We start from the raw sequence: 12,294 nt of genomic DNA, 5'->3' as shown, positions 1-12,294 counted from the left end.
AAGGCCTGGTCCGCGCCGTGGACCGGGCGCTGGGGCTGCTGGAGCTGGTCAGCGATGCGCCGCAGGGCATCGCGCTGCCCCAACTGGCCGAGCAGGCGGAGCTTGCCGCCTCCACCGCCCATCGCCTGCTGACCACCTTGCAGGACCGCGGCTTCGTGCGTTTCGAGCGCGCCAGCGGCCGCTGGTTCGTGGGCCGCACGGCGCTCACCGTCGGCGCCGGCTATGCCGGCTCGCGCGACATGGTGGCCTGCGCCCGCCCCATCCTCCAGCGCCTCGGCGACAGCCTGGGCGAGACCGCCAACCTCGGCATGCTGGAGGACGGCAACGTCGTCTTCCTCCAGCGCTTCGACGCCCGCGCCCGGCGCGCCTTCGTGCCCACCGGCACCCCGCTTCCGGCGCATTGCTCCAGCATCGGCAAAGCCCTGCTCTCCGTCCTGCCGCTGCCGGAGGTGCGCGACAGCCTGGCGGCCGGCCGGCTGGTGGCCGTGACCGCCAAGACCATCCGCTCGGAAACCGAGGTGATGGGCGCGCTGGAAGAAGCCCGCCGCACCGGCTTCGCGGTGGATGACGAGGAGAACACGCCCGGCCTGCGCTGCGTGGCCGCGCCGGTGTTCGATGCCTATCACCGGCCCGTTGCCGCTTTATCCCTCGCCGCCCCCATTGAGCGCCTGGAAATTGGGCAGATCGCCGAGCGCGGACGCATGGTCGCCGCCGCCGCGCAGGAGCTGACCCGCGCCTGGTCCGGCGCCCGGCTCTGAGCGCGCCCCGCGCGGATGATCGCCGGCATGCGATTTCCAGGCATTTCCCCCGCCCCATCCCACCAGATGGAATGACCGGCGAAGCGACCGGCGGCTGGCATCGCATCTTGCAAGGCGGACCGCGTCATCATCGTGCGCGACCACAGCCGGGCAGCCCGGCGCAGCGGCGGCGCACGCCATTTGGGAGCACCCTCATGTTCGACGCCCTCCGGCCGGAACGCGCGCGCACCCCGCGCGCCCGGATCGCCGCGACCCTCTGCGCCGCCGCGGTGGCCACCCTGACGCTGACCGGCGCCGCGCTCGCCCAGAAGGCGGCCTTCCTGTTCCCCGGCTCCATCAACGACCAGAGCTGGAACGCCCAGGGCTATCTCGGCGCCGAGAAGCTGAAGTCGCTCGGCTGGCAGATCTCCTATTCCGAGAATGTGGGCGCCGCCGACATGGTGGACGCGCTGCGCGACTATGCCCGCCAGGGCAACAATGTGGTCATCGGCCACACCGGCCGCTTCGTCTCCGCCGCCGAGCGGGTGGGGCCGGACTTCCCCAAGACCCTGTTCCTGGTGGGCTCCGGCTCCAAGGGCGCCGCGCCCAACGTCACCTCCATCGACTATGACAACACCCAGTTCGGCTATCTCATGGGCGTGCTCGCCGCGCGCATGAGCAAGACCGGCAAGATCGGCTCGGTGAACAGCCTGGAAGGCATTCCCAACGTCACCGCGCAGGTGGGCGCCTTCCGCCTCGGCGCCAAGTCGGTGCGGCCGGACATCGAGGTGAAGGTCATCTACATCAAGAGCATGGAGGACGCGGCCGAAGCCAAGGAGGCGACGCTCTCGCTCATCGCCGGCGGCGCGGACTTCATCAGCGGCAAGTTGAACGCCGCCCAGTCCGGCATCATCCAGGCCGCCAAGGAAAAGAACGTCTACGCCAACGGGCGTTCCTACGGCCACACCGAGATCGCGCCCGACAACGTGCTGACCAACATCGTGGAGAAGTGGGCGGACATGTACACCGCCGCCGCCGAGGCCAGCAAGACCACGGACATGGGCGGCAAGTACATCCTCTACGGCTTCAACACGCCCGGCTCCACCGGCGCCGAGCTGAGCTATGGCGAGGGGCAGGCCTACAACAAGGTGGTGCCGAAGGCCGTGGTGGACGAGCTGGACGGATTGAAGAAGAAGTTCGCCTCCGGTGAGCTGAAGATCAGCGTGACCAAGGAGGATGCCCGCGGCGGCATCTGACCCATCGCCCCCTCCCGGCCGGTCCGGGATGGGGCATCCCTTGAGGGCGGCACCCGAGGCGCACACATGCTGGACATGCGCGGCATCGAGAAGAGCTACGGCGCGGTCAAGGCCAATCGCGGCATCGACCTCGCCGTGGCCGACGGTGCCATCGTCGGCCTGCTGGGCGAGAACGGCTCGGGCAAGAGCACGCTGATGAAGGTGCTGTTCGGCATCGTCGCGGCCGATGCCGGCACCATCACCTTCAAGGGCCGCGCGCTGCGCCACCATGGCCCGCGCGCCGCCATCGCCGCCGGGCTCGGCATGATCCACCAGCATTTCACCCTGGTGGACGCCATGAGCGTCACCGAGAACATCATGCTCGCCTGGGATCGCGCCGGCTGGTGGCTGCGGCCGAAGGACATCGCGCGGGAGATCCGCAGCACCAGCGCCGCCTTCGGCCTCGACATCGACCCTGACGCGCGGGTCGCCGACCTGCCGCACGGCCAGCGCCAGCGGGTGGAGATCATGAAGGCGATCCTGGCGGGCGCCGAACTGCTCATCCTCGACGAGCCCACGTCCAACCTCTCGCCGCCGGAAGTGGCAGGCCTGCTGGACGTGATGCGACGCCTCAAGGCCAAGGGGCATTCCATCATCTTCATCTCCCACAAGCTCGATGAGGTGCTGGAGATCTGCGACGAGGTGGTGGTGCTGCGCGACGGCGCCGTCACCGGCCGCGGCCCCACCAGGGGCGCCACCAAGGCCTCGCTGGCGCACATGATGGTGGGCCGCGACGTGACCGCCACCGTGGCGCGCGCCGACATCACACCCGGCGCCACGGTCCTGCGCGTCTCCGCTCTGTCCCGCCACGACGCGGCCGGCCTCGCGCGGCTGGACGACGTCTCCTTCTCCCTGCGCGCCGGCGAGATCCTGGCGGTGGCGGGCGTGGACGGCAACGGCCAGACGGATCTGGCCGAAGTGCTCGCCGGCCTGCTGCCGGCCACCGGCGGCGGCATCGACCTCGGCGGCATCGACATCACCCACGCGGCGGTGAAGGAGCGCCTCGCGGCGGGGCTCGCCTACATTCCCGTCGACCGGGCCACCACCTCGTTGGTGCCCGCCATGACGGTGGCCGACAATCTGGCGTTGCGCGAGTTCGACCAGCCGCCCTTCAGCCAAGGCGGCGTCCTGCGCAAGGCCGGCTTCCGGGCGCGGGCGCTGGAACGCATGGGCCGCTTCGACATCCGCGCGGCCGGGCCGCAGAGCCCGGCCCGCACCCTCTCCGGCGGCAACCAGCAGAAAATCGTGCTGGCCCGCGAGATCGGCCGCGGGCCGAAGGTTCTCGTCGCCTTCCAGCCGACCTGGGGGCTCGACCCCGGCGCCACGCGCTTCGTCATCGAGCAGATCCTCGCCCTGCGCGCGGCGGGCGGCGCGGTGCTCTATCTCTCCGCCGCGCTCGACGAGGTGCTGATGCTGGGCGACCGGATCGCGGTGATGCACGGCGGCCGCCTGTCCGAGCCCAAGCCCCGCGCGGCGGTGGACGTGACCGAGATCGGCCTGCTGATGGCCGGCATCGATCCCGGCGCGCGGGCCGCCTGACATGCTGGATCGCGGCCCGCTGATGACCAGCCCCTCGCCTCTCCCGCCGCCACTGGCCCGGCTGCGCGCGCTGGCGGCGAGCGGAGGCATGCGGACGCTGGCGATGACCGCCGGCGCCATCGCGCTGGCGCTGCTGGTCACCGCCGGGCTGATCCTGCTGGCGGGCAAGAGCCCGGTGACCGCCTATGGCGCGCTGCTGCGCGGCGCCTTCGGCTCGCTGGACCGGGTCGCCTTCGCGCTCAACAAGAGCACGCCCTACATCCTCGCCGGCGTCGGCGTGGCGCTGTGCTTCCGCGCCAAGGTCATCAATATCGGCGGCGAGGGCCAGATCGCGGTGGGCGGCATCGCGGCGAGCGCGGTGATCCTGCTGGCGCCTGCCGGCTCGCCGCCCGTCCTGATGCTGGCGCTCGCCATGCTCGCCGGGGCGGCGGGCGGCGCGGTCTGGGCCATCCTCGCCGCCTGGGTGTTCATCAAGCGCAACGTGCACGAGGTGCTCTGCACGCTGCTGCTCAATTTCGTCGGCGTGCTGCTGGTGAGCGAGGTGCTGCGCGCGCCCCTGGGCGAGGACGGGGCGGGCTTCCCGCAATCGCCCCTGTTCCCGCGCGCCGGTTGGCTGCCCAAGCTGATCCCCGGCACCGATTTGCACATCGGCATCCTGTTCGCCGTGGCGGCGGCGGTGCTCGGCCATGTGCTGCTCTGGCGCACCACCTTCGGCTTCCGCCTGCGCGTCATGGGCGCCAGCCGGCCCGCCGCCGCCTATGTGGGCGTCTCCACCGCGCGGGCGACCTTCGCCGTGATGGCGCTCGCCGGAGCGCTGGCGGGACTGGCCGGCGGCATCGAGGTGAGCGGCGTGCACAACCGCCTCATCGAGGGCTTCTCGCACGGCTTCGGCTTCAATGCGGTGGCGGTGGCGCTCATCGCCGGCCTCAACCCGCTGGCCGTGCTGCCCGCCGGCCTGTTCCTCGGCTTCCTGGAGGCCGGCGCGCTCGCCATGCAGCGCGAGGTGGGCGTGCCCTCCTCCCTGGTCTATGTGATCGAGGGGCTGATGATGGTGTTCGTGCTCTGCGCGGTCGGCCTCAATGCCCGCAACCGGAGGGTCTGAGGCATGGATCTCGCCACCCTCACCGAGCTTCTCTCCGCCACCCTGCGCATCGCCGCGCCGCTGATGTTCGCCGCCCTCGGCGGCCTGCTGTCGGAGCGCGCGGGCACGTTCGCCGTGGGCATCGAGGGCATGATGCTGGCGGGCGCCTTCGGCGGCGCGCTGGCCGTCTTCGCCACCGGCAGCACGGCGGCGGGGCTGGCGGTCAGCCTCCTCGCCGGCATGGCGCTGGCGCTGGTGGTCGCGCTCGCCACCACGCGCTTCCGCGCCGATCAGATGGTGACGGGCCTCGCAGTCAACATCCTCAGCCTCGGCCTCACCAGCTTCCTGCTGCGCGGCCTGTTCGGCGGGCGCACGCCGGTGATCCGCCTGCCCACGCTGCCCGCCTGGCCGGTGCCGCTGCTGAGCGACATCCCGCTGCTGGGCCCGGTGCTGTTCCGCCAGCCGCTGCTGGTCTATGCCGCCTTCCTGCTCACCATTCCGGTGGCGCTGTTCCTGGCCAAGACCCGCACCGGCCTGATGCTGCGCGCCGTGGGCGAGAATCCGGAGGCCGCCTTCGCGGTGGGCACCGACCCGCAGCGGGTGCGCGTCGCCGCCATCCTCGTCGGCGGGGCCTTCGCCGGGCTCGGCGGCGCCGTACTCTCCCTCCAGGAGGTGGGCACCTTCACCGACGGCATGACCAACGGGCGCGGCTTCATCGCGCTCGCGGCCATCATCGTCGGCCGCTGGAACCCGTTCGGCGCCATGGCCGGCTGCCTGCTGTTCGGCGCCGTGGCCGCGCTGGAATCGCGCATCCAGGGCTGGGGCCTGCCGGTGAGTTCCTACGTCGTGCAGATGGTGCCCTATCTGGTGGCCCTGGCGCTGCTGGCCGGCATCGGCCGCTCCGCCCGCATGCCGGGCGCCATCGGCGTGCCCTTCGTGCGCCATTGATCAAGGCGCCCTCCCGGCGGGAGGGCGAAAGCCCCTCAGGTAACGAGAGTATCGGGATGAAAGTCGGCGTCCATAAAGTGGCCATGTCCTCCCCCGGCGACGTGAGCGGCCTCGCGGCCCTCATCGACAGCGGGCAGGTCGATCCCGCGCGCATCGTCGCGCTCATCGGCAAGACCGAGGGCAATGGCGGGGCCAACGACTTCACCCGCGGCTTCGCCACCCTCTCCTACCAGTTGCTCCTGGCGCGGCATCTGGGCCTGACACCGGACGAGGTGGGCGCTCGCGTCGCCTTCGTCTGGTCGGGCGGCACGGAGGGCGTGCTCTCGCCCCACGCCACCATCTTCACCCGGACCGAGGACGCCGGGCCGGCGGCGGACGGGCCGCGTCTGGCGCTCGGCATCGGCATCACCCGCGACATCGCGCCGGAGGAGGTAGGCACGCTCGCCATGGTGCGGGAGGTGGCCGCCGCGGTGAAGGCCGCGCGCGCCGAGGCCGGGATCACCGATGGGGCGGACGTGCATTACGTGCAGGTGAAAGGCCCACTGCTGACGCCCGCCACCATCGCCGACGCGGACCGGCGCGGCGCGCCCCTGGTGACGCGCGATCCCAACGGCTCGAAGCCCTATGCGCGCGGGGCCATGGCGCTCGGCGTGGCGCTGGGGCTCGGCGAGGTGGAGGACAGCGCCATCACGCAGGAGATGATCGCCCGCGACATGGGCGTCTTCTCCGCCGTCGCCTCCACCTCGGCCGGCGGCGAACTGACCAAGTGCGAAGTGCTGCTGTTCGGCAATTCGCCCACTGCGACGGGCGACTACCGCATCGGCCACGGCGTGCTGAAGGACGCCATCGACGCCGCCGGCGTGAAGGAGGCGCTGCGCTCGGCGGGCCTGGCCTTCCACGGCTCGCCCTCCGAAGAGCAGGCAAGCCGCATCGCCGCCGTCTTCGCCAAGGCGGAGGCGCCGCCGGACGGGCGCATCCGGGGGCGCCGCACCACCATGCTGTCGGACGCCGACATCCATTACGAGCGCCATGCCCGCGCCGCCGTGGGGGCGGTGATCGCCTCCGTGACCTTCGACCCGGCGATCTTCGTCTCCGGCGGCACGGAGCATCAATGCGGCCCCGGCGCCGCGCCCATCGCCGCCATCGTGCGCGCATGAGCGCCATCGCCCACGCCGACGCGCCCGCCGCAACGCTCTGGAACCGCACCGCCGGCCAGCTCGCCCAGCTCTACGCGCGCGGCGAGGCGACGCCGGAGCAGGCCCTGGCCGCCGTGCTGGAGCGCCTGGACGCGGTGAACCCCCGCCTCAATGCGGTCATCGCCCTCGACCTGGAGGGCGCCCTTGCCGCCGCCGCGGCCAGCACGCGCCGCTGGCGGGCCGGCACGCCGCTCTCCCCGCTCGACGGCATCCCGGTGAGCGTGAAGGACAACATCCTCCAGGCCGGCCTGCCGGCCACCTGGGGCAGCCGGCTCTACCGGGAGTTCGTGCCGGAGCGGGACGAGACACCCGTGGCCCGGCTGCGCGCGGGCGGGGCGGTGCTGTTCGGCAAGACCAACGTGCCGGAATTCACCCTCCAGGGCTATACGGACAACCTCGTCTTCGGGCCGACGCGCAACCCGTACGATGTGGCGCTGACCCCCGGCGGGTCCAGCGGCGGCGCGGTGGCGGCGGTGGCGGCGGGCATCGGCCCGCTGGCGCTCGGCACCGATGGCGGCGGCTCCATCCGCCGGCCCGCCTCCCACACCGGCCTGGTGGGGTTCAAGCCCTCGCGCGGGCTGGTGCCGCGCGCGCACGGCTTTCCCACCATCCTGCACGACTTCGAGGTGGCCGGCCCGCTCGCCCGCGACGTGAGCGACGTGGTGCGCATGCTGCGGGTGATCGCGGACGACTTCGCCCCCACCGTCCTCCACCGCCCGCTCGCCATCCTGTTCGCGCCCACCTTCGCCGCCGCCCCGGTGGACCCGGAGATCGCCGCCAGCGTCGCCGAGGCTGCCGGGCGCTTCGCCGCCCTCGGCCACCGGGTGGAGGTCGCCGACCCGTTCCTCATGGCCGAGCCCATGCTGGAGATCTGGCCGGTGGTGAGCCAGACCGCGCTCGCCTGGCTGATGCAGGGCCATCCGGGCTTCGAGCACGCCATCTCGCCGTCGCTGCTGGAGATGGCGGCGCAGGGCGCGGCGCGGCCCGCCACCGATTATCTCGGCGCGCTGAACGCCATCGCCGCCATGGGCCAGGACAGCGCCGGACTGTTCGAGACCTTCGACCTGATCCTCACGCCGTCCGCCGCCGCCCTGCCCTGGCCGGCGACGGAGCCCTATCCCGCGCGGATCGCGGGACAGGCGGTGGGACCGCGCGGGCATGCGGTGTTCACGCCCTTCGCCAATGTGCTGGGCCTGCCCGCCGTCAGCCTGCCGGCGCGGCCCTCGGCGCGGGGGCTGCCCATCGGCGTGCAACTGGTGGGCGCCCCGCGCGCCGACGCGCTGGTGCTCGCCGCCGCGGCCCAATACGAGGCCGCCGGGGAGCTGGACGTCCCGCCCTCATAGGCCGGGACGGTGCCTCGCCTGGAGATCCCGCGCAGTCCTCCCGCTTATTGAACAGGCAGGGACACCGCCGTTGCGTTTCCCGGTGGAGGGCCGGAAGACGCTGCGGGCAAGTCGGCCGGAGCGTTCGCCGCCCTCAGTGAAAACGCCGATGAAACGTCGTCGAATTGTGCCGCTCGGGATTACATCCCAGGCGGGCCGGGTCCCCGGTTTGCCGCTCGCGTGGGCGCCTGCTCGCCGCTCGCGGGACCTGGGCGCTATATTTTAATCACGCGCACTTATTGTGCAAAGCATGCGGCTTTCGTACCCTTCGAGGGTAGATGGCAGCGCCGGGAGAGACCGGACCTTGTGTCCGGCACCGAAGGAGCAACCGCCCCGGAAACTCTCAGGTAGCAGGGACCGGCGCCGCCACGAAGTTGTCCGGAGAGTGACCGGGTTCGCCCGGTCCGCCGAAGGAGCAAGCCGCCCGCGCGGTGAATCTCTCAGGCCCAGCACGGACGGGGCGAACAGAGCAGCAGGATGGCGCGCGGCGCCGCCCTGCCCGCTCCCCCGTCGTCACGCTCCCGTCTCCCGGCACAGGCTCCGCCTTTCGACAGCGCTTCGTCTCCCAACCCTCAATCTAAGGGATTGCTGCATGATCTGGTTCAAGAGCGGGGCTTCCGCGCGGAAGCGATCGACCACGGCGGCCTTGACCATGGCCTCGGTGGTCGCCCTCGGGCTCGCCATCCTCGCGCCGGCGGCGCACGCGGCCGGCACCACGATCCGCGCGGTGATGCATTCCGGCCTGCGGGTTCTCGACCCGATCATCACCACGGCCCACATCACCCGCAACCACGGCTACATGATCTACGACACGCTGCTGTCGATGGATTCCAATTATAAGCCGCAGCCGCAGATGGCCGAGTACAAGGTCTCGGACGATGGGCTCACCTACACGCTCACCCTGCGCGAAGGCCTGCTGTGGCATGACGGCACGCCGGTGACCGCCGAGGATTGCGTCGCCTCCCTGAAGCGCTGGGCGCAGCGCGACACGGGCGGCCAGATGATGATGGACGTGACCGAGAGCCTCACCGCCGCGGATGCCCGCACCATCGTGCTGAAGCTGAAGCAGCCCTTCGCCCCGGTGCTGGACATGCTGGCCAAGCCGTCTTCGGTGGTGCCGTTCATGATGCCGAAGAAGGTGGCGGAAACGCCATCCACGGAATCCATCACCGACCAGACCGGCTCCGGCCCCTTCAAATTCGTCAAGGGCGAGTTCCAGCCCGGCGTGAAGGTGGTCTACGAGAAGTTCGACAAATACATTCCCCGCAAGGAGCCCCCGAGCTGGACCGCCGGCGGCAAGGTGGTGAAGGTGGATCGGGTCGAGTGGATCAATATGCCCGACGCCCAGACCGCGCTGAATGCGCTGGGCTCCGGCGAGATCGACTATATGGAAGCCCCGCCCGTGGACCTGCTGCCCATGGCGGAGGGCAACCGCGACCTCCGCAAGTTCATCTGGAACCCGCTCGGCAGCCAGACCATGGGGCGGATGAATTTCCTCTATCCGCCGTTCGACAATGTGAAGATCCGTCGCGCCGCGATGCTGGCGATGAACCAGGAAGACGTATTGTCGGCCCTGATCGGCAATCCGGATTATTATAAGATCTGCGCGTCCATGTACGGCTGCGGCGTGCCGCTGGAAACCAACGCGGGAGCGCCGCCGAGCCTCACCCTGAAGGGTGATCCCAAGGCCGCCCAGGCGCTGCTGAAGGAGGCCGGCTATGATGGCACCCCGGTGGTCATCCTCCAGCCCACCGACGTGATCACCACGGCGGCCCAGCCGGTGGTCGCGGCCCAGGCACTGCGGGCCGCGGGCTTCAAGGTGGTGCTCCAGCCGATGGACTGGCAGACCCTGGTGACCCGCCGCGCCAGCCAGGCCCCCATCGCCGAAGGCGGCTGGCACATGTTCTTCACCAACTGGATCGGCGCCGAGGTGTGGACCCCTCTCGTCAATCCCATGATGAATGCCCGCGGCAAGAAGGGTGGCTTCTTCGGTTGGATGGATGATCCCGAGATTGAAGCCATGCGGGTGTCGTTCGCCGCCGCCAAGACTCTGGAAGAGCAGAAGGCGATCGCCGCCAAGATCCAGCAGCGCGCCTATGATGATGTGGCCTATGTCCCGCTTGGCACCTACATCATCCCCGCGCTCTACCGGACCTCGCTGTCGGGCCTGCTCCAGGGGCCGGCGCCGCTGTTCTGGAACGTCAAGAAGGCCAACTGACGTCAACATGCGTCCGGCCTTCGGGCCGGACGCACCCGTTCCCGAACCAGAGCGAGGGCCGTCCATGCTCGCCTACTTCTCCCGGCGCGTACTGGCCGCCATTCCCGTCATGGGTGTGGTCGCCCTGTTCGTCTTCCTGCTGCTGCGCCTGCCCCCCGGCGATCCCGCCGCCATCATCGCCGGCGACACCGCCACCCCGGCGCAGCTGGAGGCGATCCGCTCCGGCCTCGGCCTCGACAAGCCCATTCCGGTGCAGTTCATCACCTGGATCGGCCAGCTCGCCCAGGGCGACCTCGGCACCTCGCTCATCTCCAAGACCCCGGTGACGACACTGATCGGCCAGAGGCTCGGCCCGACGCTCAGCCTCGCCCTCATCACCATGGTGCTGTCCATCGTCATCGCCGTGCCCCTGGGCGTGCTGGCGGCGTGGAAGCACGGCACATTCGTCGACAGCATCGTCATGGCCATCTCCGTGCTCGGCTTTTCCGTGCCGGTGTTCGTCATCGGCTATGTGCTGATCCAGGTTTTCGCCATCAACCTGCGCTGGTTCCCGGTGCAGGGCTTCTCGAACATCGAGAACGGCCTCGGCCCGTTCGCCCTGCGCGCCACGCTGCCGGCCTTCACGCTCGCCTCCATCTATGTGGCGCTGATCGCCCGCATGACGCGGGCCAGCCTGCTGGACGTGCTGGGCGAGGACTATATCCGCACCGCCCGCGCCAAGGGCGTGACCGAGCGCAAGGTGCTGTTCCGCCACGCGCTGCGCAACAGCGCGGTGCCGATCCTCACCGTCATCGGCACCGGCTTCGCCCTGCTCATCTCAGGCGTGGTGGTGACCGAGAGCGTGTTCAACATCCCCGGCCTCGGGCGGCTCATCGTCGATGCGGTGCTGGCGCGCGACTATCCGGTCATCCAGGGGCTGATCCTCCTGACCTCCGGCATCTATGTCCTGATCAACCTGCTGGTCGATCTGTCCTATTCCCTGCTCGACCCGAGGATCCGCTACTGATGGCCTCCTCCCACGGCGATGCCGGCGCCCTGCCCGTCACCCGGCCGCGCTTCCTGCCCAATCTCGCGCACCTGCGCTTCGCGCCGACGCTGGCGGCGCTCTGCCTGGCGATCATCGTCGCCATCGCATTGTTCGCGCCCTTGATCGCGCCGCACGACCCCATCGCCATGCTGCCGACCCAGCGGCTGAAGCCGCCGAGCGCCACCTACCTGCTCGGCACCGACGCCTACGGCCGCGACCTGCTCTCGCGCCTGCTCTATGGCGCGCGGGTATCGCTCATCGTCGGCCTCGGCGTGATGGTCATCGCCATCGCGGTGGGCCTGCCGCTCGGCCTGCTGTCCGGCTATTTCCGCACGCTGGACGCCATCCTCATGCGGGTGATGGACGGGCTGATGGCCATTCCCAGCGTGCTGCTGGCCATCGCCATCGTCTCGCTCTCCGGCTCATCGCTGACCACCGTCATGGTCGCCATCACCATTCCCGAGGTGCCGCGCGTGGTGCGCCTCGTGCGCTCGGTGGTGCTCTCGGCGCGCAACGAGCCTTATGTGGAGGCCGCCATCGCCATGGGCACCCGCCTGCCGGCGATCCTCGCCCGCCACCTGATGCCCAACACCTACGCGCCGCTGATCGTGCAGGGCACCTATATCTGCGCCTCCGCCATCCTCACCGAGGCCATCCTGTCCTTCCTCGGCGCCGGCATCGGCACCGAGACCCCGTCCTGGGGCAACATGATCTCGGAGGGGCGCATGTATTTCCAGCTGAAGCCGCAGCTCATCTTCTGGCCCGGCCTGCTGCTCTCCGTCTGCATCCTCTCCGTCAACCTCATCGGCGATGCCGCCCGCGACATCCTCGATCCGCGGCTCAAGAAGAGGACCGGCGTATGAGCGAGCCC

Annotated in this window: 10 protein-coding genes and 1 riboswitch; all 10 genes read left to right on the top strand. The window is 70.5% G+C overall.

Annotated elements, in window-relative coordinates; all coding sequences use genetic code 11:
• Window positions 1-17: 17 nt before the first annotated feature.
• The 10 genes from YU1_RS27985 to YU1_RS0104495 all read left to right on the top strand — a co-directional run bounded on the left by YU1_RS27985 (window position 18) and on the right by YU1_RS0104495 (window position 12,286).
• Window positions 18-758: an IclR family transcriptional regulator gene (locus YU1_RS27985; protein WP_035713847.1), complete on the top strand. Its 741-nt coding sequence runs from the start codon at window positions 18-20 to the stop codon at window positions 756-758.
• A gap of 194 nt (window positions 759-952) precedes the next feature.
• On the top strand, window positions 953-1,993 hold the full coding sequence (locus YU1_RS31775) for a BMP family protein (RefSeq protein WP_051356492.1): 1,041 nt from the start codon (window positions 953-955) through the stop codon (window positions 1,991-1,993).
• A 66-nt stretch (window positions 1,994-2,059) separates the two neighbouring features.
• Complete coding sequence (locus YU1_RS27975) at window positions 2,060-3,571, top strand: ABC transporter ATP-binding protein (protein WP_035713845.1); 1,512 nt, start codon at window positions 2,060-2,062, stop codon at window positions 3,569-3,571.
• A gap of 1 nt (window position 3,572) precedes the next feature.
• A complete protein-coding gene (locus tag YU1_RS0104525; protein WP_084539659.1) occupies window positions 3,573-4,673 on the top strand; it encodes an ABC transporter permease in 1,101 nt (366 codons plus the stop codon).
• A gap of 3 nt (window positions 4,674-4,676) precedes the next feature.
• The gene (locus YU1_RS0104520; RefSeq protein WP_029003045.1) at window positions 4,677-5,600 is read left to right on the top strand and encodes an ABC transporter permease; all 924 of its coding nucleotides are present in this window, start codon (window positions 4,677-4,679) and stop codon (window positions 5,598-5,600) included.
• Between the two features lie 56 nt (window positions 5,601-5,656).
• Entirely contained in the window at window positions 5,657-6,757 is a 1,101-nt protein-coding gene (atzD, locus tag YU1_RS0104515; RefSeq protein ID WP_029003044.1) for a cyanuric acid amidohydrolase, read from the top strand.
• Window positions 6,754-8,139, top strand: a complete 1,386-nt coding sequence (locus YU1_RS0104510; RefSeq protein ID WP_029003043.1) for an amidase — start codon at window positions 6,754-6,756, stop codon at window positions 8,137-8,139. The genes atzD and YU1_RS0104510 overlap by 4 nt, the downstream gene beginning before the upstream one ends.
• A gap of 317 nt (window positions 8,140-8,456) precedes the next feature.
• Window positions 8,457-8,548, top strand: a riboswitch (glycine riboswitch).
• A 222-nt stretch (window positions 8,549-8,770) separates the two neighbouring features.
• Window positions 8,771-10,396 carry an ABC transporter substrate-binding protein gene (locus YU1_RS0104505; RefSeq protein ID WP_029003042.1) on the top strand — a complete coding sequence of 542 codons (1,626 nt, stop codon included), beginning with the start codon at window positions 8,771-8,773 and terminating at the stop codon, window positions 10,394-10,396.
• Between the two features lie 64 nt (window positions 10,397-10,460).
• Window positions 10,461-11,402: an ABC transporter permease gene (locus tag YU1_RS0104500; protein WP_029003041.1), complete on the top strand. Its 942-nt coding sequence runs from the start codon at window positions 10,461-10,463 to the stop codon at window positions 11,400-11,402.
• Window positions 11,402-12,286 (top strand): ABC transporter permease, encoded by an 885-nt coding sequence (locus YU1_RS0104495; protein WP_029003040.1) that lies wholly within the window; start codon window positions 11,402-11,404, stop codon window positions 12,284-12,286. Before YU1_RS0104500 ends, YU1_RS0104495 begins: the two co-directional genes overlap by 1 nt.
• Window positions 12,287-12,294: the final 8 nt, after the last annotated feature.

Source organism: Azorhizobium doebereinerae UFLA1-100 (assembly GCF_000473085.1).
GTDB classification, from domain to species: Bacteria; Pseudomonadota; Alphaproteobacteria; order Rhizobiales; family Xanthobacteraceae; genus Azorhizobium; species Azorhizobium doebereinerae.
This window is presented reverse-complemented; position numbering and strand designations above follow the sequence as displayed.

Excerpts from the sequence above, each read along its gene's own strand:
- YU1_RS31775 (WP_051356492.1), top strand. The coding sequence starts at position 953 with ATGTTCGACGCCCTCCGGCCGGAACGCGCGCGCACCCCGCGCGCCCGG.
- YU1_RS27975 (WP_035713845.1), top strand. The coding sequence starts at position 2,060 with ATGCTGGACATGCGCGGCATCGAGAAGAGCTACGGCGCGGTCAAGGCC.
- YU1_RS0104525 (WP_084539659.1), top strand. The coding sequence starts at position 3,573 with ATGCTGGATCGCGGCCCGCTGATGACCAGCCCCTCGCCTCTCCCGCCG.
- YU1_RS0104520 (WP_029003045.1), top strand. The coding sequence starts at position 4,677 with ATGGATCTCGCCACCCTCACCGAGCTTCTCTCCGCCACCCTGCGCATC.
- atzD (WP_029003044.1), top strand. The coding sequence starts at position 5,657 with ATGAAAGTCGGCGTCCATAAAGTGGCCATGTCCTCCCCCGGCGACGTG.
- YU1_RS0104510 (WP_029003043.1), top strand. The coding sequence starts at position 6,754 with ATGAGCGCCATCGCCCACGCCGACGCGCCCGCCGCAACGCTCTGGAAC.
- YU1_RS0104505 (WP_029003042.1), top strand. The coding sequence starts at position 8,771 with ATGATCTGGTTCAAGAGCGGGGCTTCCGCGCGGAAGCGATCGACCACG.
- YU1_RS0104500 (WP_029003041.1), top strand. The coding sequence starts at position 10,461 with ATGCTCGCCTACTTCTCCCGGCGCGTACTGGCCGCCATTCCCGTCATG.
- YU1_RS0104495 (WP_029003040.1), top strand. The coding sequence starts at position 11,402 with ATGGCCTCCTCCCACGGCGATGCCGGCGCCCTGCCCGTCACCCGGCCG.